15 protein-coding genes are annotated in these 20,418 nt (G+C 63.0%); 13 read left to right on the top strand and 2 right to left on the bottom strand.

Annotated features, from left to right (window positions below; genetic code table 11):
* Positions 1-31: 31 nt before the first annotated feature.
* Positions 32-1,912: a capsular biosynthesis protein gene (locus G3N99_RS10430; RefSeq protein WP_206122343.1), complete on the bottom strand. Its 1,881-nt coding sequence runs from the start codon at positions 1,910-1,912 to the stop codon at positions 32-34.
* Positions 1,909-3,069 (bottom strand): glycosyltransferase family 1 protein, encoded by a 1,161-nt coding sequence (locus tag G3N99_RS10425; RefSeq protein ID WP_206122342.1) that lies wholly within the window; start codon positions 3,067-3,069, stop codon positions 1,909-1,911. Before G3N99_RS10425 ends, G3N99_RS10430 begins: the two co-directional genes overlap by 4 nt.
* A gap of 166 nt (positions 3,070-3,235) precedes the next feature.
* On the opposite strand from G3N99_RS10425, the gene G3N99_RS10420 reads away from it, so the two are divergent.
* From G3N99_RS10420 to G3N99_RS10360, 13 genes are all read left to right on the top strand, one after another.
* The gene (locus G3N99_RS10420) at positions 3,236-4,369 is read left to right on the top strand and encodes a polysaccharide biosynthesis/export family protein (RefSeq protein ID WP_241011577.1); all 1,134 of its coding nucleotides are present in this window, start codon (positions 3,236-3,238) and stop codon (positions 4,367-4,369) included.
* 121 nt (positions 4,370-4,490) lie between these two features.
* Complete coding sequence (locus G3N99_RS10415) at positions 4,491-5,690, top strand: hypothetical protein (protein WP_241011576.1); 1,200 nt, start codon at positions 4,491-4,493, stop codon at positions 5,688-5,690.
* Entirely contained in the window at positions 5,683-6,498 is an 816-nt protein-coding gene (locus tag G3N99_RS10410; protein ID WP_241011575.1) for an ABC transporter permease, read from the top strand. Before G3N99_RS10415 ends, G3N99_RS10410 begins: the two co-directional genes overlap by 8 nt.
* Entirely contained in the window at positions 6,495-7,160 is a 666-nt protein-coding gene (locus tag G3N99_RS10405) for an ABC transporter ATP-binding protein (RefSeq protein WP_206122340.1), read from the top strand. Before G3N99_RS10410 ends, G3N99_RS10405 begins: the two co-directional genes overlap by 4 nt.
* On the top strand, positions 7,141-9,879 hold the full coding sequence (locus tag G3N99_RS10400) for a class I SAM-dependent methyltransferase (RefSeq protein WP_206122339.1): 2,739 nt from the start codon (positions 7,141-7,143) through the stop codon (positions 9,877-9,879). The genes G3N99_RS10405 and G3N99_RS10400 overlap by 20 nt, the downstream gene beginning before the upstream one ends.
* Positions 9,880-9,958: 79 nt before the next feature.
* A complete protein-coding gene (locus tag G3N99_RS10395; RefSeq protein WP_206122338.1) occupies positions 9,959-11,152 on the top strand; it encodes a glycosyltransferase family 4 protein in 1,194 nt (397 codons plus the stop codon).
* A 32-nt stretch (positions 11,153-11,184) separates the two neighbouring features.
* Positions 11,185-13,152 (top strand): hypothetical protein, encoded by a 1,968-nt coding sequence (locus tag G3N99_RS10390; RefSeq protein WP_206122337.1) that lies wholly within the window; start codon positions 11,185-11,187, stop codon positions 13,150-13,152.
* The gene (locus G3N99_RS10385; protein WP_206122336.1) at positions 13,149-14,381 is read left to right on the top strand and encodes a sulfotransferase family 2 domain-containing protein; all 1,233 of its coding nucleotides are present in this window, start codon (positions 13,149-13,151) and stop codon (positions 14,379-14,381) included. The genes G3N99_RS10390 and G3N99_RS10385 overlap by 4 nt, the downstream gene beginning before the upstream one ends.
* Positions 14,378-15,346 carry a hypothetical protein gene (locus tag G3N99_RS10380; protein ID WP_206122335.1) on the top strand — a complete coding sequence of 323 codons (969 nt, stop codon included), beginning with the start codon at positions 14,378-14,380 and terminating at the stop codon, positions 15,344-15,346. Before G3N99_RS10385 ends, G3N99_RS10380 begins: the two co-directional genes overlap by 4 nt.
* A gap of 57 nt (positions 15,347-15,403) precedes the next feature.
* Positions 15,404-16,612 (top strand): capsular biosynthesis protein, encoded by a 1,209-nt coding sequence (locus tag G3N99_RS10375; protein ID WP_206122350.1) that lies wholly within the window; start codon positions 15,404-15,406, stop codon positions 16,610-16,612.
* Positions 16,596-17,381: an SDR family NAD(P)-dependent oxidoreductase gene (locus G3N99_RS10370; protein WP_206122334.1), complete on the top strand. Its 786-nt coding sequence runs from the start codon at positions 16,596-16,598 to the stop codon at positions 17,379-17,381. The genes G3N99_RS10375 and G3N99_RS10370 overlap by 17 nt, the downstream gene beginning before the upstream one ends.
* Before the next feature lie 5 nt (positions 17,382-17,386).
* On the top strand, positions 17,387-18,913 hold the full coding sequence (locus tag G3N99_RS10365; protein WP_206122349.1) for an LTA synthase family protein: 1,527 nt from the start codon (positions 17,387-17,389) through the stop codon (positions 18,911-18,913).
* Positions 18,914-18,916: 3 nt separating this feature from the next.
* Positions 18,917-20,418, top strand: a 1,502-nt coding sequence (locus G3N99_RS10360) for a polyketide synthase (protein WP_206122333.1), incomplete at its 3' end; no start/stop codon positions are given.

The following is a 20,418-nucleotide window of genomic DNA, read 5'->3' as shown; positions in this document are numbered from 1 at the left end:
GTCGGGCAAGCGGAGTGGATTGTGACGCGTGTCAACATGAGTCGTCGCGCGCGGCCCGGACTTCCCGGTAATGCCACTGCGCATGCTTCGCAGCGTTCCTGCACCAGCGCGCGAGCTTGAGCGGGAAGCGCGAATGTCGGCCTTGGATCTTTTCCAGCGGCCGCGATGCGCGCGGCGCGAGCCGCATGACGATGGCTTCTGGCGTGGTGAAGAGTCCGAGCGCCCAGTCCCAGTAGACCGGATAGCGCAGCAGTACGCCGGCGACCAGCATATCGAGTGACAGCGAGCGCTGGCGCCAGGGTTGCTCGAGTGCGTCATGGGTGAGACCCCAGCCGGCATAGAACGGTAATCCGTAGGTATGTACGGATTTGCCACGCAGCAGCGCGTCGAAGCCGGATAGCGAGGACAACGTGTGGACTTCGTCGGTGGCTTCGATCAGCGAGATCAGATCGGCATCGAGGTCGACCCGGTCGGCCAGGTGAGCGGCGTCGACAAGGCCCTGTCGGTTGCCGGACAGGACGTCCGGGTGCGGCCTGTAGACAATGAATGCGTCGGGGTGGCGCGCGCGTACCTCATGCAGCAAGGTCTCGGCGGTCTGGATTCCGCGCGTGCCGAAGCGGATCGACGCGTCGTCCGCGACCTGACCCGGCACTAGGATCACGCGTCGTCCTGCGGGCGCGCGCCAGCACGGACGGCGGCGGCCCAGGTTGTACTTGGTGATGCCGAGGTCTGCAATCGTGAGGCGCAGCGCGCATGCGCGCCGCAATTCGGTCTCCTCGAACACTGCTTCGTTGAGGATTACGGTCAGGTCGCTCGGACGACTCGGATCGAAGTACAGGCCTCGGCGATCGATTACCTGACTGTAGGGCGCGTTCATGTCCGAGCCCAGGCCGCACGAATGCAGGAAGCCGTCCTCGATGCGGAGCACGCGAGTGTCCGGAGGCAGGTGGGCAGCATCACGTGCGCCCCAGAATGCGGCGTGCTCTCCCGCGCGCACGCGGCTGGCCTCTTCCGCCCAGCGCAGCCGGCTGCCGCCTGCAGCGAGATAGGGCGTGGCGAACGGGCGTTTCCATATCTGGAAGCGCACGCCGGCAACGCGTTCTATGTCGGCGAAGCGCGCCATCGTCGCGCGATGGATGTCAAGGGCGTCGAGCAGCGCGTCGAGCGAGCTGCGAGTCAGCGTGACGGGATCCAGGTGCTCGGACAATTGAACGAACAGTGCCTCGAACAAGGCGGCAAGCGTTGGGCTGCCGTGGCGAGGTGGCTGTGGCACGTGGTCCTCGGTCAGTCCCCAGCCTGCGTAACAAGGCGTGCCGAAGACATGAACCGGGACGCCGCACAGCAGCGCGTGGATGCCTTCCGGTGCCGAAACGGTATAGACGCGGTCGACGTACGGCAGCGACAGGCAGAGCGAGTAGTCCCGGCCGATGAGGCGCGCGCTCGAATTGCCCAGTGCGCGCCGCAGGCGCGTGGGCAGGCCGGGGCGCGTCGCTTCGCCGCCGCGAGAGAACCAGAATTCCGCGTTCGGATGGGCTTGTCGCGCCTCCGCCAGTACGCGTTCCAGAAGTGCGCTACCGGCTCGCACCGACCGTTCGCCGCCCGAGCCCGCGTCCCCGCCGATCACCAGGATGCGCTCGCGCGTGCGCGCCTCGAGCAATGCGGGTGGGACGCGTGCGGGTGTGTACGCGGGGTCGAGCGCGCGAAGATCGCGAAAGCGCGTCATGCGCGAGGCACTTTTCGTCGGTGCGTCATCCGGTGGTGCGGTCGCGAGCACGCGGGCGATGCAGTTGATCCATGTGTGCGCATCCGGCATCGAGCCGGGCGCGACGAATTGCGACAGTGCGGATGTCGACGCGCCGGGCAGGATGCCGTTGGGCCAGCGCCGCAGCGACGGGGCGGCGTGGGCGCTCATGCTGGCAGCGCGCCGAGGAAGCGGTCGACGTGTTCGAAGTGATCTTGCCAGGTCGGCGGCGAGAAGCCCGCGATGCGGACGAGCTGCTGTGCGCGCTCCGGGCTGGGTGTGTCGGCGTAAGCCAGGATGCGCGACCGCCAGCCGGGACCGTCGAGCGGATCGAGATAGTCGGGAATGTCACCGGCGATTTCCTGAAATACGGGCAGGTCGCTGGCGAGTACCGGCACGCCGAGCGTGAGGGCCTCGACGAGCGGCATCCCGTAGCCTTCGGTGAACGATGGAAACAGCAGTGCGCGTGCATGCCGCAGCCACGCCTGCAGGCGCTCGTCCGGGCACTGGCTGTCCTCGATGACGGCGCCGCGAATGGCGTGGCAGCGCTCAAGCATGTCGACGATGTTTTCGCATTCCCAGCCACGGCGGCCGATGATGACGAGCTTGGGTGCTCGTTCGCCGTGCAGCTCGACGAGCTGTCGCCAGACATGCAGGATGAACCAATGATTCTTGCGCGGCTCGATCGTGCCTAGCATCACGAAATAGGGCGACGCGAGCGGCGCTGGGCCAGTGGCGCTGGGCAGGACTGCCGGTGCGAGGCGTGCGACCACGGTCGGCGGTAGGCGGAGTCCGGCCTGCTCGGCTTCCGCGCGCAACGAGTTCAGGGTTGCCTCGGAGTTCGCGATCAGGCCGTCGGCCCGGGTCAGGGCCGTATGGATACGGTTCCGATGTGTCGCGTCGACGCCCGGCCGACAGTATTCCGCGTGGGTAAGCGGAATCAGGTCGTGCACCATGAATACGGCGCGCGCTCGCCGCCTGGCCATGCTTCGATAGTAGCGGGCATACTCCATGCCGTTGTGGCTGGTATGCAGCAACACCGAGCCGGTCATGGTGGAGGCGGGCACGCGCGTCATCAGCGCGCGTGCGATCCAGTGCGCTATCTCAGTGCGATTGCATTTTGATGACAGCACGCGGTTAAACAGTTTCTGAGAATCTTTCTCCGTCAGCACGACAGAAAGTCCGCTTTCGCTCAACACAGCATGTGCATGTTGCCCATAACGCTCGATATAGGCGAGACCGACTCGGTCAACTCCGGTGGGATGGAGGCCTTGCGAGAGGCGTGTCAAGAGGCGAGTTACGTCCAGCAGGATTTTCGACGCAGGCATGGAGCACGTCAGAGGAGAACCAAGCCCCTCAAATGATGGACCAGGCGTGGTTTTTTTGTGAGCCACATTTTATTTCAACGCGCGTCATGCGACAATATAAAGTGTTTCGAAACGTCAATTTTCTTTCAAAATAATGCTGCGCGTGCGATTTGGGTTGGGTTGGGTAATGCTGGCCGGGTTGGGAATCGGGCTTGCCGGGTGCGGTGCGATTCCGACCTCGGGGCCCAGCCGGGCGCAGATTCATGATGCGGCCGAGCCGGCCAATCAGTCGGGCATTCAGATTGTCGACGTGACGGACGACGTTGCGCGCAAGCTGTTTGCTGAGCGGGAGCGGGGCGATTTCGCCGCGGTATTGGGCGGTGGCTCGGCGTTTCAGCAGCAACTGGGCGTGGGCGATGCGATCGAAGTGTCGATCTGGGAGGCCCCCCCGGCACTGTTGTTCAATGCGTCGCAAACAGATCCCCGTCAGGCGGTCAGCAGTTCGCGCGTGACGGTCCTGCCGGATCAGACTGTTGGTGCCGACGGCAACATTACGATTCCTTTTGCCGGTGAAGTTCGCGCCTCGGGGCGCACGCTGACGCAATTGCAGGGCGATATTGCCGCGCGTCTGCGGGGCATTGCGCATGACCCTCAGGTATTGGTCAAGTTGTCGCGAAATGTCACGTCGTATGTGACGGTCGTGGGCGATGTCGCGAGCAGCAACCGGATGCAACTGACGGCGCGGGGCGAGCGCGTGCTCGATGCGCTAGCGAATGCCGGCGGCGTGCGCCAGCCGGTCGACAAGATCACCATCCAGGTGACGCGAGGCAATACGGTCGCATCACTGCCGTTGCAGACGGTAATTCGCGATCCTCACCAGAACATTTCGCTGCGGGCGGGCGATGTCGTGACTGCGCTGTTTCAGCCGTACAGCTTTACGGCGCTGGGTGCGACGGGCAAGAACGAAGAGATCAATTTCGAAGCGCAGGGCATCACGCTGGCGCAAGCGTTGGCGCGGGCGGGCGGGCTGCAGGACACGCGCTCCGACGCACAGGGCGTGTTCGTGTTCCGTCTGGAAAGCGCGGATGCTCTGAAGTGGCCCGCACAGCCGGTGCGCACCACGGTGGATGGCAAGGTGCCGGTTGTGTATCGCATCAATCTTCGGGATCCTAATGCTTTCTTCGTGGCGCAAAGCTTCATGATGGACAACAAGGATCTGCTTTACGTGTCCAATGCACCGATTACCGAAATCCAGAAGGTATTGAATCTGGTGTTCTCGGTGGCCTACCCGGTTGTGACAGGGGTCCAGTCATTCAAGTAAGCGGGCTGCGATCCATTCGCAGTTCAATCTTTCCGTCCGGTCCCGATGCGGAGTCGCGGGCGGTCAGGGGCGTGGCCCGTTCAGCGGAGCGCGGAATCGGTCGGCTCGCTACGCGCGCTGTTTGATCGCGCGTTTTGTCCGATTATTTTGGGAACAATTGGCTTTGAATATGCTGCGTCAGGGGGAGGTTGGACTCCCGAATAACGGTATCGTTTCGCGTCTCATCGCGCGTGTGCGGCGATTGTCGCCGCTGTTCGTCTTGGCGGTTGTTATTCCGACACTCGCGAGCACGGTCTATTACGGGGGAATTGCTTCGGACGTTTACGTTTCGGAAGCGCGTTTCATTGTTCGCAGCCCTGAGCGGCAGCAGTCGTCGTCGTTGTTTTCGGCCTTGTTGCAGGGCACGGGATTCAGTCGCGCGCAGGACGATACTTATGCGGTGCACGATTTCATCCTGTCGCGCGATGCACTCGCCGAGTTGAATAAATCGGATTATCTCGTGAGTGCATTCGGTGCATCGAGAGCCGACTTTTTCAATCGTTTTCCGGGGCTCGATCGCGATCGCAGTTTCGAAGCCTTATACAAGTATTACCAGCGTCACGTCCAAGTGGACTACGACACGGCGTCGTCGATCACGACGCTGCAGGTGCGCGCGTACTCGGCCGAGGAGGCAAACCATATCGCGGAATCGCTGCTGGAAATGAGCGAAGGGCTCGTCAACAAGCTCAACGAGCGCGCGCGGCGCGATCTGATCGGCTCGGCCCAGCGCGAGGAAGCCGCGGCCGAGCAGCGTGCGAAGAGCGCTGCCGCCGCATTGTCGAAATATCGCGATTCCGCGACCGTGTTCGATCCCGAACGGCAGTCGCTTCTGCAATTGCAGCAGGTCACTGGCCTGCAGAATGCGCTGCAGGAAGCCGAGGCGCAACTGCAGCAGTTGCGCACGCTGACCCCGAAGAACCCGCAGATTCCCGCGCTGGAGTTGCGCATCAAGTCGTTGCGCGACTCGATTGGCCAGAGCGTCGCGAACGTGTCGAGCGGGAAGTCGTCGCTGTCGGGCAAGGCATCGCAATACGCGATGCTGCAACTCGAACAGACCTTTGCCGAGCGCCAACTCGCGTCTGCCATGGCCGCGCTCGAGAATGCACGCAACGAAGCCGACCGCAAGCAGCTCTACCTGGAGCGGTTGGTGCAGCCTAATTTGCCCGACATCGCGATCGAGCCCAAACGTCTCCGTTCGATCGTCGTCGTATTCGTCCTCGGCATGATCGCGTGGGGCATCCTGAGCCTGCTGTTGGCGGGTGTCCGCGAGCACCATGATTGATTCGCCTTCAATGAGCGGCCGGCCGCGCGCCTCACTCCTGCGTTCGCTGCGCATCCAGGGGCGCGTGCTGGGCGCGCTGTTGATGCGTGAAGTGCTGACGCGCTATGGTCGTCACAACATCGGTTTTCTGTGGGTGTTTCTCGAACCGATGCTGTTTACGCTGGGTGTGACGACGCTCTGGACCTTGACCAAGGCAGTGCACGGCTCGAACCTGCCGATCACCGCGTTCGCCGTCAGCGGCTACTCGTCGGTCCTGCTTTGGCGGAACTGCGCCAACCGGTGCGCGCTGGCCATCACGCCCAATCTGGGGCTGCTGTTCCACCGCAACGTGCGCGTCATCGATCTGTTCCTCGCCCGGATCATTCTCGAATTGGCCGGTACCACCGCGTCGGCGACGATTATTTCGATCGTTTTCATTTCGTTCGGTCTGATGCAGCCGCCGGCCGACATCGCCATGGTGGTGCAGGGCTGGCTGTTCCTGGCCTGGTTCGGCACGTCGCTGGGGCTGGCGGTGGGGGGGCTCAGCGAGCGGAGCGAGACGGCCGAACGCCTGTGGCATACCGTCGCCTATCTGATGTTTCCGCTGTCGGGTGCCGTGTTCATGGTCGACTGGCTGCCGATGTCCGCCCGCCAGTACATTCTTCTGATCCCGACCGTGCACGGCGTCGAGATGTTGCGCGGAGGTTTCTTTGGCAGCGCGGTTCATGTCCACTACAGCGTTGCCTACATGACCGTGTCATGCCTTGTCGTGATGCTGATCGGGTTGATGCTGGTGAGCGTGGTTGGCAAGAAGGTTGAATTCGAATGATCTCATTGCGCGATATTCGCCGTGTGTATCACACCCGGAGCGGGCCCCGCACGGTGTTGAAGGGAGTCGACTTCGATATTCAGAAGGGCTGCCGGTATGGCGTGCTGGGGCGCAATGGTTCCGGCAAGTCGACGCTGCTGCGCATCGTCGGTGGCACGGAGCCTCCCACCTCCGGATCGATCGACCGCCAGATGACGGTGTCCTGGCCGTTGGCGTTCACGGGCGCTTTCCAGGGTAGCCTAACCGGCGTGGATAACGTGAAGTTCGTCTCGCGTATTTATGGTGTGGATCCGTTCTCGATCATGCCGTTTATCGAGGATTTCACCGAGATCGGTGCCTATCTGCGGGAGCCCCTCAAGACCTACTCAAGCGGGATGCGCGCCCGGCTGGCGTTCGCGATCTCGATGGCGATCGAGTTCGATTGCTTCCTCATCGATGAAGTGATCGCGGTTGGGGACAGTCGTTTCCACGAGAAATGCAGGCACGAGCTGTTCGTGAAGCGGCGTGATCGTGCCCTCGTCATTGTGTCGCACGATCCGCATCTCGTGCAGACCTATTGCGACGAGGCTCTGGTGCTGACGGACGGACGCATGAACCGATTCGAACAAATGAGCGATGCCTACGATTTCTACCAGAGTGCAGATGCTGCGATTCAAGGGTGACGATATGACCACAATCACCGCTGCCAACGCGACAGATTTGCGCGAAATCGATGCTGAATTCCGCGGGAGTTGCCCGTTGTGCGGGGGGGCGCGGCTCTCGGGTGCGCTGCTTTTGCCGGATGCGGAAGGTAACAGCACGCGAATCTGGCAATGCATCGAATGCTTTGCACACGTGCCGGAAACCGCGCAAGCGGGTGCCAGCGACCATGAGCGCGCCATCGATCAGCAGGTCGCGTTCCACGAGGCCTTCTGGTCCGACTGCACGGCCGAGAGCATGGCGGCGCTGCGCGGTGATCTGAAGCGGATGGTCGAGTTGATGCGGGCACAGTTCGGCGCGCCTGCCGCGGAAGACCTGTTGGTCGAGATCGGCTCCGGGCGCGGGGGGTTACTGCGTGCGTTGCTCGACCATGGCTATCGGGCGTTGGGGTGCGAGCCGTCGGCGCAACTTGTGCAACTGGCGCGTACCTATTTCGATCTGGACGAGTCCGTATTGCGCCATGAGTCGGGACATGCGTTACTCGATCGCCTGGAAGCAGAAGGCGTGAGGCCGCGCGTGATCATCCTGTGGCACGTGCTCGAGCATCTCGTCGATCCGCTTCAATTGCTATCGCGCTGTGCGCGCCTGATGCGCGAAGATGGCAGCCTGATCTTGCAACTGCCGCTGCTGCACAGCGCGTACGTTTATCCGGAGCACTATTTCTTCGTGACACCGGACACCGTTCCGGTGCTTGCAGAGCGCCTAGGAGGACTGCCTTGCCAGGCGCAGGTCGATGCGGAGAACAAGTTCATCACGGTGTGTTTCGGCACGGCGGCGCACGGCGGCGAGGATGCGACGCGCGTGGACGGACTCGCTGCGAGCTGGCGCGCCGCGCACGCGCGCGCCGAACCGATTCAGACGCGCGATCTCGCACTTGCGCACCTCCAGGACGCGTATCAGCAGGCCGGGCACGATCTACAGGTGGCGCGCGCTGAACTGGAGCGGCTCGACGCCGCGCATGCGGAGGCGGCAAGCCAGTTGGACCACGCCGCACGCATCGATGCGATCAACGTGCGGACGATCGCGGATCTGTCGGATCGCCTCGATCAGCAAGCCGCGTACGCGGCGGAAGTGGACGGGCTGCGCATCGAACAGGCACGTCGGGATGACGAGATCGGCGCGCTACGGGAGGAGCTTGCCGCGCTGGCGGCCCAACGCAACGACCAAGCCGACGCGTTGCAACGGCAGGGTGCGTTGCTCGAGGGGCGCAATGCCGACGTGGCGCGCCTCGAAAGCGTGATCGCCGAGCAGCAGGCCGCACATACGGCAAAGGTGGACGGGCTTCGTATCGAACAGGCGCAACGGGACGACGAGATCCGCGGATTGCAGGAGCAGCTCGCCGTGCTGGTGGCCCAACTCGATGAGCAGGTCGGTGCGTTGCAACGGCAAGGTGCGTTGATTGAGGAACGCCATACCGATGTGGCGCGCCTCGAGGGCGTCGTCGCCGAGCAGCGGGCGCAGCAAGCATTGCGGCAAGCCGAACTCGATGGTTTGCGCGCGGCGTTGGCGCAGTCTCAGATCGTCCACACGCAGGTACTTGTGGCGCTCGACGCAGCGCGCGACGCGCATCGAACGACCGAAGCGCAACACGGCAACGTGGCGCTGGAGTTGTCGCTTGCGCGGCAACTAAGCACGCGGAAGGACGAGGCGCTGAAGGCGCAGGCCACCCTGATCGACGAACGTTGGGCCGCGATGCAGGAAATGGGCCGTGAGATCTCGATGCGCGATGCTTCGCTGGCGGAGCAGGCGGGTGAGAGTGCGTGGGCGTGGCGTCTCGTCGAGGGCGGGCGCGAGCGTGAGGCGGGATTGCGTTACCGGCTCGCCGACGCGGAGGCGCGGGTGGCCGAACTTAATGAGCGGCCCTGGACCCGGGTGCTGCGCGCCTGTGGCTTCACGCCGTCACGACAGCTCGCTGACCTGAGTGCGCACGCGAGGTCCAGGCGCTTTGCCGAGCGTTCCCACAATCGCTATTGGTGGCATCGTGTCGGATGCACCGACTATGTCCCGCTGATCTATGACTTCCTGTCGCCGGACGAATGGTCCGTGCTCGAAGACTGGTTCGACGACACGGAAAAACGCTATGAAAGCACCGGCGAAGCCAATGTGCCGCCGCTGTCGCTGTTGTTCGGGTTGATCTCGGGTAATGGCTTGTCGAGGATCGTCCAGTGTGGGCATTACGTTGGCTACTCGACCCTGTTGTTGAGCTTCCTGTTGCGGCGGATGGGTGTGCGAAACGGTCTGTATTCGATCGACATCGATCCCGAAGTGACCGCGTATACGAAGAACTGGATGCGCCGGGCTGGATTGATGCCGCACACGAAGCTGACGATCGCGGATTCTGCAGATCCCGCACAGGCCGTCGCGGCGGAAGCGTATCTCGGCGGCGCGCCGCAACTGGTGTTCATCGACTCGAGTCACCAATATGCGCACACGCTCCGCGAACTGGATCTCTGGTATGGCCGCCTGACCCGCGGCGGGTTGATCGTGTTGCACGATGTCTCGAGCTATGCCGCATCGCTGGATCGCTCGAATGACGGCGGGGTGCAACGTGCGGTCAACGAATGGTGCGCGCGTCAGGGGGTGACCGCGCTGTCCTTGAACAGTTTTGTCGACGGGGGCCGAGCTGGCGATTACCCGTATCTTGATGGATGCGGATTGTCGGTCATTCAGAAAAGTGAATGACCGGTGTAGATGACTTTGTTGCTCGCGATGGCCGCGCGAGTCGGCGGAGCCGTTTCAAGTGTTGCATGGGCAAATATCAATGAAAACAGTAGCATGGTTGGTTCCCTCGCTGATTGAGGGGTCGGGCGGGCATCGTACTATTCTCCAGAATGCGGAATATCTGCAGGCGCATGGCTATCGGACAGTCATTTACCTGGAGAACAACGATGGCATGGGGGCGCGGACGTCGCCGTCGGACCACGTCTGGAATGTTTTCGGCTATCGATTTGCCGATGTCCGGGTTGGCTGGGGCGAGATCGAACCGTGCGATATCGTGTTTGCCACGGTGTGGTACAGCGCCAAGGTGGTCCGCGATCTGGGCTTCGCTTGCCGCAAGCTTTACTTCGTCCAGGACTGGGAAGCCGCCTTCAATCCGATGGGCGACACCTATCTGATGGCTGAGAACTCGTATCGATATGGCCTCTCGCCCGTGACGATCGGCCGCTGGCTGCGCCACGAACTCAACGAGCGCTTCAGCATTCAGGGTGCGCACTTTGATTTCTGCGCGGATACGTCGATCTACCGGCCCCTGAGCAACGTCGAGAAGGAACTCGCGATCTGCTTCATTTGCCAGCCGGAAAAACCGCGACGCGGCGCGAATCTCGGGATCGAGACACTCGGCATCGTCAAGCACGTGATGCCCGACGTGAAGATCTACCTGTACGGTTCCCGTTCGCGCACCAATGTCTGGTTCGAGCATACCGACCTGGGCCTGCTCGACCTGCACGAATGCAACGCGCTGTACAACCGAAGCGCGGTCGGCTTCTGCATCAGCTCATCCAATCCATCCCGCATTCCGTTCGAAATGATGGCGGCGGGCCTGCCGGTCGTCGAGCTGCATCGTGAGAACACGCTGTATGACCTGCCGGAAAACGCGTCCCTGCTGTGCGACCAGAACCCCGAATCGTTGGCCGAGGGGCTGTTGACGCTGTTGCGCGATGAGCCGCGCCGTGCCGAGATGGGGCGCGCGGCAAGCGCGTTCATGGCGGATCGGCCGTTGGAGATGGGCATGCGCCAGTTCCTGCAGGCCGTCCAGGAAATCAGCGAGAAGCCGCTGCGCGACGGGTTCGCGGCGGTCAGTATCGAACCGACGTATCGCTCCGCGCCGATCGTTGCTACGCCGTTTCTGAACTCGACGTCCAGGGACTATCGGGAAGTCGTGCGGCAGGCACATCGCAATTCGCGCAAGCCGACTGCGCTGAAGCGTTTCCTCTCGTCCTTCAGGTCGGTTTGATGTCGGAACAAGGATTAATCACGGATACAAGCATGTCTGCTCACATCGCCAGCTATGACATCTGGGACACCGTCATTCGTCGCCGCTGCCATCCGGACGCGGTGAAGGTGCATATCGCACGCATGCTCGCACTGCTGCTCGACGACAACATCAAGCCGCATCTGCGAGATCCCTGGATCCTTTTCCATTTTCGCCAGCTGGCCGAGCGTGCCATCGGCGAGGAAGCACGGCGTGACGGCTTCGATGACGAATATGCGATCCAGGATGTCTTCACCCGCTGGGTCGAGAAAGTCGTGGTCGATCCCGCGCGCGTGCCCGCTTATCTCGTCGAGCGGCTGGTGCGCGAGGAGATCGACCACGAGAAATCCACGATCTACGCCGATCCCTCGATCGAGGCGCAGTTCGCCAGCGATGGTGCGACACGCCGGATCTTCGTGTCGGATTTCTACATGGGGAAGGCACAACTGCTGGAATTGCTGGAATCGGTGGGGCTCGCCCGTTACTTCGATGACGGCTATGTGTCGTGCGACGCGCGGCTCAACAAACGTTCCGGGCGCCTGTTTGAGCATGTATTGCGCGCCGAGGCGGTCGACGCGGGGAGCATCAGCCACTGGGGTGACAATCAGCATTCCGATGTCACGATGCCGACGTCGTTTGGAATCGATGCGCATCATTATCTGCCGGCCGACGAGCATGCGGCGCGCGGCGCGCGCGAACATCGGTTCCACGAGCGAGACAAAACCCTGCGCACGTTGAATCGTACGGATCTGCCGGTTCGCAGTGGTCCCGAATCCATTGCGGAACGGGTCGCTCCGTTGTTTATCGGCTTCATGCTGCGCGTTCAGGAAGCCATCGTCAGCAAGCGGCTCGAGCGGGTGTACTTCTTTACCCGCGAAGGCGAGTTTTTCCTTGAGATCTACGAGGCGCTACGGGCTCGATCCGGGTATGCCGATCGCCTGCCCAAGGGCGAATTGCTCGAGGTGAGCCGGATCGCGACCTTCGGCCCGTCGATCGCGAATCTGTCCGCAGAGGAGTTGATGCGGATCTGGAACCTGTACAGCACCCAGTCGCCACGTGCGTTGCTGCGAACGCTCGACCTGCCGGTCGGAACTTTCCAGTCGCATTTCGAGCGCCATGGAATGCCACTCGACACGCCGATCCAGTATCCCTGGCAGGATGCCCGCATGCAGGCGTTGCTGGCCGACAGCGCATTCCGCTCGCCTGCGGAAGCGCTGCTAAGCGAGCGGCGCGCCACGTTCCTCGCGTATTGCGCCGGCAAGGGGCTCGATGCGCAAGTCGACCGGTGCGCGGTGATCGATATCGGCTGGCGTGGCACGATTCAGGATAACGTCGCGTGCATGCTGCCGGACACGCAGTTCGAGGGTTTTTACCTGGGGCTCAGCAAGACGCTCAATCAACAGCCACCCAACGTCTCGAAGCATGCGTTCGGCCCGGACCTCAACCGCCGCGATTCGAAGGCTGCGCGAGAGCTTCTGGAGTTCGTCTCGCCGATCGAAATGCTGACCAACTCGGCCTCGGGCAGCGTGACGGGCTACGAGCGAGAGGGGACTCGAGTTCGAGCGCGCAAGCTGGTGAATGCCGAGGAGAACGCGGTCTTCGAATCCTTCACGTCCACATTCCAGAGGCGTGTCCTCGACGTCGCGCGCGAGCATGCCGCCCATCTGGCGATCGACGCCATCGGCGCGTCGGATTATCAGCAACCCGCGCAGGTGATCTGGCGTGACTTGATTCAGCGGCCGAACGAAGATATCGCGCGCGCCTATTTCTCGCTCGTGCACAACGAGACTTTCGGGCTTGGACGCTTCGTCGAGAAATCGAAAGGGCTCGGTGCCTTCTGGGTCTTGCGCTGGATGATTTCACCCGGTTACCGCAAGCAGTTCCGGCAGCGTTTGAGCTTGCTCGGCTGGACGGCCGGTTACGCGGTCATCAAGCGTGATCGATTCCTGATCCCTATCCTCAATACCTTCTACGCGAAATGATCCGGGAATGGCTGGGCTCGACGGATCGTGAGCCGCTCTACTTCAATCACATCCCGAAGACCGCTGGGACCTCGGTGCGCCATACGCTTGAACGCGTATTCGAGACTGACTGCCACAACGGGTATTGGTTCGCCGACGACTATCTGCGCGACTCCCGCGAGCGTCTCGGTTCGTATCGCCTGTTGTGCGGCCATCTGGCGATGCTGCCGATGGCGATGAGCGATAGGGTCTATCGGATGATCACGTTCCTGCGCGAACCGCAGGCGCGTGCGTTCTCGCATTTCATGCATCTGCAGCGGCAGTCGGTTCTGCCGTGGCCGAAGCAGATGTGTGAAACCTCGTATGAGGAGTTTCTGTTCAGCCCGGTGGCGGAATACGAGTTGCTGAATTTCCAGGCCCGCTATCTGGGCATGTGGAGCCCGGTCGACTACTTCGAGACGAAGGACCGCTGGTTCGATCGTCAATTGCTGCGGCAGCGGTACCGGAATGCGGACATCCTGTGCAACGCCGAGGCGGCGCTCGAGCACGCGTGGTTCGTCGGTCTGGTCGAGAACTACGAAGCGGCGCTTTCCCGATTGTCGAAGAAGCTCGGGGTGCCGCTCGATACGGGCGCGTTCCACAATGCGGCGCCGTCCAGGAGTCCGACGCCGGAACTGTCTGCGAGCGGCCGCGAGCGTCTAGCGTGGTTGACCGAATTCGACGAGATCCTCTACGAGCGCGCGCGGCGCAGGGACGAGACGGAAGTTGGCGACGACGCGCCGCTGGTGCCGAATCCCGGGTACTTCAAATCGCATATTGATTTCCGCTCGGGCTTCGTCGGGGGCGGTTGGCACACGCCGGAACCACGCGAGGACGGGACGGGATATTGCTGGTCGAGCACGAAGAGTGCGTGGCTCGGGTTTCTTGCACCGTGGCGTGGCGCGTCGGTGTTTTGCGCGCGCCTCGCCGCCTGGGTGCCGGAAGATCTCGGTGACCTGAAGGTGTTCGCCAATGGTGTACCCGTCTCGACGGATTTGTCGTTTTCGCGCGGTGAAGACAGCACCAGCTTCATGAGTCTGTTCGCCGTCGTGTCGGCTGACCTGGTCGATAGCCACGGCCTCGTCAAGATCACGCTGGAATCGAAACGAATGATATGTCCGCGCGATTTCGGCGAGACCGACGATCGCGAACTTGGCGTGTACCTGAACTGGGCGCGTCTGGTGCCGACCGCGGGATATCTCGGGCTATGACGCGTGTTGCTGACGCCAAGACTGCATTCGTCTCGATTGCGACGAACAGCCATCTGCCGTTGGCGCGACTGACGATGGCTGGCATTCGGTCGAGCGAGCCGATTCGCAAGCGGATTTTCGTGGTGGGTGGCGAACGGGCGGCGCGTGTCGAGGGAGACCTCGAGATCGTGCCGGCGGAGGCGCATGTCGCGCCGGCCGTGATCGAGCGGCTCGTCAGCCGCTATACACCGTCCGAGGTGTGCTTCGCGCTGAAGCCTTATGTGCTGGAGGCGATGCTGGACGAAGCGGGAATTCGGTACGCGCATTACGTCGATGCCGATATCCGCTTCTACGCGCCTGTGGATGCATTGGATACCGCGTTCGCGGGCGGTGATGTACTGCTGACGCCCCACTACCTGCGGCCGTTCCCTCACGATGGGCGGCGCCCCCACGTCTTGACGCTGTTGCGGGGCGGGGTATTCAACGCGGGCTATGTCGGCGTGCGGAACGTGCCCGCCGGCCATGAGTTCCTGGCGTGGTGGGGGGCGAGCGTGCTGGATTACGGCAAGAACGAACCCAGGAACGGCACCTCTGGCGACCAGCGTTGGCTGGATCTCGCGCCGGCGCTGTTTCCAACCTGCACGGTGTGGCGTCATCCGGGCGCGAATGTCGGTTACTGGAACCTGCATGAGCGGGATCTGAGCGAATCGCCGGACGGCGCATGGCTCGTTAACGGCGAGCGGCTCATGTTCTTCCACTTCAGCGGATTCGACGCGGACGTACCGACCGAATTGTCGAAATACCAGGATCGGATCGATATCGCTGCTTGTCCGGCGCTTGCCCGGTTGCTGGGCGACTATGCAACCGAAGTCGCCGGTACCCGGACAGGCGCGTCAGGTCCGGACCGGTATGCATATCGGCAGTGGTGGCACGGCGAGTCCTGGTTGATTCGCAGGATGAGGATTCGTTTGCGCAAGGGCTGGTAGACGGGAAGGATGGGTCGTTCCGGATCCGATTCGGGTCTGCTGCTTTTTTCAATTTCCATGACGCGCACTTTTTTCTTTTTGCAGGGTACGGCTTCTCCGTTCTTCGCGCGCCTTGCCGCCGCGATGCGTACGCGCGGCCATCGGATCGTGCGCGTCAATTTCTGCGGCGGCGATCGTCTGTATGCCGGCAAAGCGGAGTCGATCGACTGTCGTGTGCCCTTGTCGGAGCTGCGTGCCTGGTACGTCCATCAACTGCGCGAGCACGCTTGCGAGGATGTTGTCCTGTTTGGTGATTGCCGGCCGATTCATCAGCCCGTGCACGACATGCCGGGCGTGCGCGTGCATGTGTTCGAGGAAGGCTATGTGCGGCCGCATTGGTTGACGCTCGAACAGTACGGGGTGAACGGTCGTTCGATCCTGCCCCGGGATCCCGACTGGTACCTGGAGACGTACCGCGAGAACCCGAGCGGCACCGTCGCGCAGTCGACCGGTTATTCGTTGGGCGAGCGCGCGTGGCATGACATCCGTTACCGATTGGCGAACGCGCTGCAGGCGCGTCGTTATCCGCATTACCGGAGCCATCGACCGCGCAACGGATTCGTCGAGTATGCGGGGCTCGCGAATCGTTTTGCTCGTCAGGCGCTGCACAAGCGGCAGGCGGAGCGCGTGACCGCCGAGGTGCTGGCGGCGCGCGTGCCGTATTACCTGTTCCCGCTACAACTTGGCTCGGATTCCCAGATCGTGGTGCATTCGCCGTTCGACGGGATTCGAAACGTAATCGATGAGGTCATCGAGTCGTTCGCGCAGCACGCGCCCGCGCAGACATTGCTGCTGATCAAGAATCACCCGCTCGACACGGGACTCATCGACTATCGCCAGTATGCGCGCGCGCGCGCGCGCGTGCTAGGTGTCGACGCGCGCCTGCGTTTCCTGGAGGCGGGGCATCTCCCGACCTTGCTCGAGCACGCGCGTGGCGTGATCGTCGTCAACAGCACGGTCGGCCTCTCCGCTCTGCATCACGGCCGGCCGCTGATCGCGCTGGGCGAGGCGATCTACGATATCGAGCGCCTCACTTGGCAGCATGGGCTCGAGCGATTCTGGTGCGAAGCCTTGCCTCCGGACATGGGTGTCTATTGGGCATTCCTGAATTACATCATCAAGCGTACTCAGATCAACGGAGACTTTTACACGAAGTCGGGTATTGAGATGGCGGTCGGGCAGGCGGCCGAGCGCATCGAGGAGGCGTCGCATGACGGCACGTACTAGACACATCGTGATCACGGGTGCGAGCGGCGGGATCGGGCGCGCGCTTGCGGTGGCCTACGCGGAGCCGGGTGTGGTGCTGGGCCTGATCGGGCGGGATGGCGCCCGCCTCGAGGCAAGCGCCGAGCATTGCCGGCTGCTGGGCGCACAGGTGGTGACCGGGCAGTTGGATGTGCGCGCCGCTCTGGAGATCGAGCAATGGATGCAGGCATTCGACCATGCGTATCCGGTCGATTTACTGATTGCCAACGCGGGGGCCGCGAGCACGATCGCGTCCGCACAAGATTGGGAGGATGCGGCCCGGACCGAACTGGTGATGGAGACCAATTTCTACGGTGCGATGAACGTCGTGCTGCCCGCGCAACGCTGGATGCGTGGGCGCGGCAGCGGGCATATCGTGCTCGTCAGTTCGATCGCCGCGCTGCGCGGCATGGCGATCTCCCCCGCCTACTGCGCGAGCAAGGCGGCGCTGAAGGCTTACGGAGATTCGGTGCGGCCGTTGCTGAAGCGCCAGGGGATTCAAATGTCGGTGGTGCTGCCGGGGTTTGTCAAGACATCGATGAGTGATGCCTTTCCGGGGCACAAGCGATTGATGTGGTCACCGGAGCGCGCGGCGCGTTTCATTCGCCGCCGGCTGGATCGACGCCGTGCGGAAATCGCGTTTCCCGGCCCGCTGGTGTGGGGATTGAAATTGCTCACGCTGTTGCCTCCGGCGCTGGCGGATTTGATTCTGGGCGGCTTGTCGTATGCGCCGAGGAGACGGGCGGAGTGACGTTGATGCTGAACGGCGCGGTCGCGTTGACTGCGTCCCTCGTGCTGTCGCTGCTCGCGGATGGCCGTGCGCGGCCGTTCGATCGCTCCGCGCGAACCGGGGCGGCGTGGGGGCTGCATGGCGTCGCGTTTGCCTGTTTGTTCTTCGGCCTGCTGGCGGTGAGCGGGCGGCCCGGATTCAGTGCGCTCGTCACGGTCGGACTTGATGCGCTGATGATCGTGGTCAGCAACGCAAAATTCGCGACGCTGCGCGAGCCGTTCGTGTTCACGGACCTGAGCCTGTTCAGCCAGTTGTTCGCTCATCCGCGTCTCTATCTCCCATTCCTGGGCGGAAAGAATCTGCTTGGCATTGTCGTAGGGGCGTGCGTGCTCGCGTTCGGCTATGTCGCCGATCACGCGGTGCCCGGTGCGATGCGACTCGCCGCGACTGTTGCAGCCTGTCTCTGCTTCGCGCTCGGCCGCCGCCTGGCGACGATGCTCGATCTGTCGCTCGATCCCGTTACGGACCAGGCGCGTCACGGTTTTTTCGCGACATTTGTCGCGTATCTGCTGAACGGGTTGCGTCGGCGCACGCCGGAGCAACTGCGGCGTGCGCTCGCCGCCGGGCCGTTCGCGAGCGGCGGCAAGGCGGGCGGTCCGGACGTGATCGTGATCCAGAGCGAATCGTATTTCGATGCTCGGCGCGCGAGCGGCGCGATTCATGCGGCGGCTTATACCCGGTTCGACGAGGCACGCGGCGAATCGATACTGTCCGGCGCATTGACGGTGCCCGCATGGGGCGCGAACACGATGCGCACCGAGTTCGCGGTGCTGACGGGCCTGCCGGCCGAGGATCTCGGCTATGCGCGCTTCTATCCATACGCATTTGTGCGGCGCGCGTGCTCATCCCTCGCGTCGTGGTTCCAGCGAGCAGGCTATATGACCGCGGCGATCCATCCGTACCATGCTGATTTTTTCGGCCGGGACAGGGCATTTCCGTTGTTGGGGTTCGAGCGATTTCTTGATATCCGGCATTTCAGCGAGACGGATCGTGTCGGTGCCTATGTCGGCGATTACGCGGTGGCGGAGGCGATCATCGCGGAACTGGAGCGAGGGGGTGCGCAGCCGCGTTTCGTGTTTGCGATGACGATGGAAAATCATGGCCCGCTTCATCTGGAGCAGGTTTTGCCTGGGGAATCGTCTTCAAGGCATACTCTCGGCGAGGACGCGGCCTGGAGTGATCTGACTGCGTACCTGCGCCATATTGAAAACGCCGATTCAATGATTGGGCACTTGCTTGATTATTTGCGCGCCAGCGATCGTGAAACGGTTGTTTGTTTTTATGGCGACCACGTTCCCGCTCTGTCTCATGTGTTCCATAAGCTGGGTGTTTCTCCACAACTCAGCGACTACTTCATTTGGCGAAATTACGGCACAGTTGCGGCGCAATGCCAGAATCTGGCCGCCGAGGAGCTCGGTTCGGTACTTCTGCGTGTGGTACAAGACGACGGAAATCGTACGGAACAGCCGTGCGCATCCGAGAAAGCGACATAAAAGATGAACAGTAAGATTGCAATAATTGGGGTGGCTTGTCGGTTTCCAGGAAGCGCGAACAATCTCGGCGACTTCTGGCAACTGCTGCGCGACGAACGCGACGCAGTAACCGAAATCCCCGCCGACCGCTTCGGCACCGATTTCTACCAGCACCCGTCCAAGCGCGAGCCGGGCAAGAGCTACACGTTCTCGGCCGGCGTCGTCGACAACGTCGCCGGCTTCGATGCCGCGTTCTTCGGCATCTCCCCGCGCGAAGCGGCCCAGATGGACCCCCAGCAGCGCCTGCTGCTCGAACTCGCATGGGAAGCATTCGAGGACGCGGGCGTACGCCCGGCCGACATGCGCGGCAGCAATTGCGGCGTATTCGTCGGTGCCGCCAGCATGGATTACGGCAACCGCAACATGGACGATCTGAACGTGATCGATCCGTATTCGGCGACCGGCAACACCCTGAGCATCGCGTCGAACCGCGTGTCCTACCTGTTCGACCTGCGCGGCCCGAGCATGTCCGTCGACACGGCCTGTTCGTCGTCGCTCGTCGCGCTTCACCAGGCCGTCAAGGTGCTGCAGTCCGGCGAAGCCGACGTGGCGCTCGCTGGCGGCGTCAACTTGCTGCTGCACCCGTTCGGTTTCGTCAGCTTCTCCAAGGCGTCGATGCTGTCGCCGCGCGGCCGTTGCCGCGCGTTCGATGCGACCGGCGACGGCTATGTCCGCTCGGAAGGCGGCGCATTCGTGCTGCTCAAGCCGCTCGATCGCGCGCTCGCCGACGGCGATACGATCCATGCGGTGATCGCCGGCTCCGGCGTGAATTCGGTCGGCCATTCGCCGGGCGGCATCAGCGTGCCGGGCGCGGCCGCCCAGGCGTCGCTGCTGCGCAGCGTGTACGCGCGCGCGGGCATCGATCCGCAATCGCTGGCGTATCTCGAAGCGCACGGCACCGGCACCGCGGTCGGCGATCCGATCGAAGCGCGTGCGCTGATCGACGTCGTGTCGGGCGGGCGCCCGGCGGATCGTCCGCTGCTCATCGGTTCGGTAAAGACCAACATCGGCCATCTCGAAACGGCATCCGGCATGGCCGGGCTGCTGAAGGCCGTGCTGTGCCTGAAGCATCGTGCGGTACCGCGCTCGCTGCACTTCGTGACGCCCAATCCTGGCATCGATTTCGACGGCGGGCGTCTGCGCGTCGTCGATCGCTACATGCCGCTCGACGCGGGCGACGCGCCGCTGACGGTCGGCGTCAACTCGTTCGGCTTCGGCGGAACGAACGCACACGTCGTGCTGACCGAGGCGCCGGCTGCAAACGAGGCGTCGACGGCCGCGCCCGAGCCGACTGAAGCGCTGCCGTCTCCGCTCGTCCTGACCGCGCGCAGCGCGAATGCGCTCGGCGCGCTCGCAGGCCGTTATCTGGCGATGCTCGACAGCGGCGGCGACTGGCAGGCGCTGGCCGCCACGGCCGCACGTCGTCGCCAGTGGCTGGAACATCGCGCAATCGTTGCACCGGCCGG

Origin of the sequence: Burkholderia sp. Ac-20392, assembly GCF_017104585.1 — a bacterium.
Lineage (GTDB): Bacteria > Pseudomonadota > Gammaproteobacteria > Burkholderiales > Burkholderiaceae > Burkholderia > Burkholderia lata.
The sequence above is the reverse complement of the archived record's forward strand: the minus strand, read 5'-3'. Positions and strand labels throughout refer to the sequence as shown.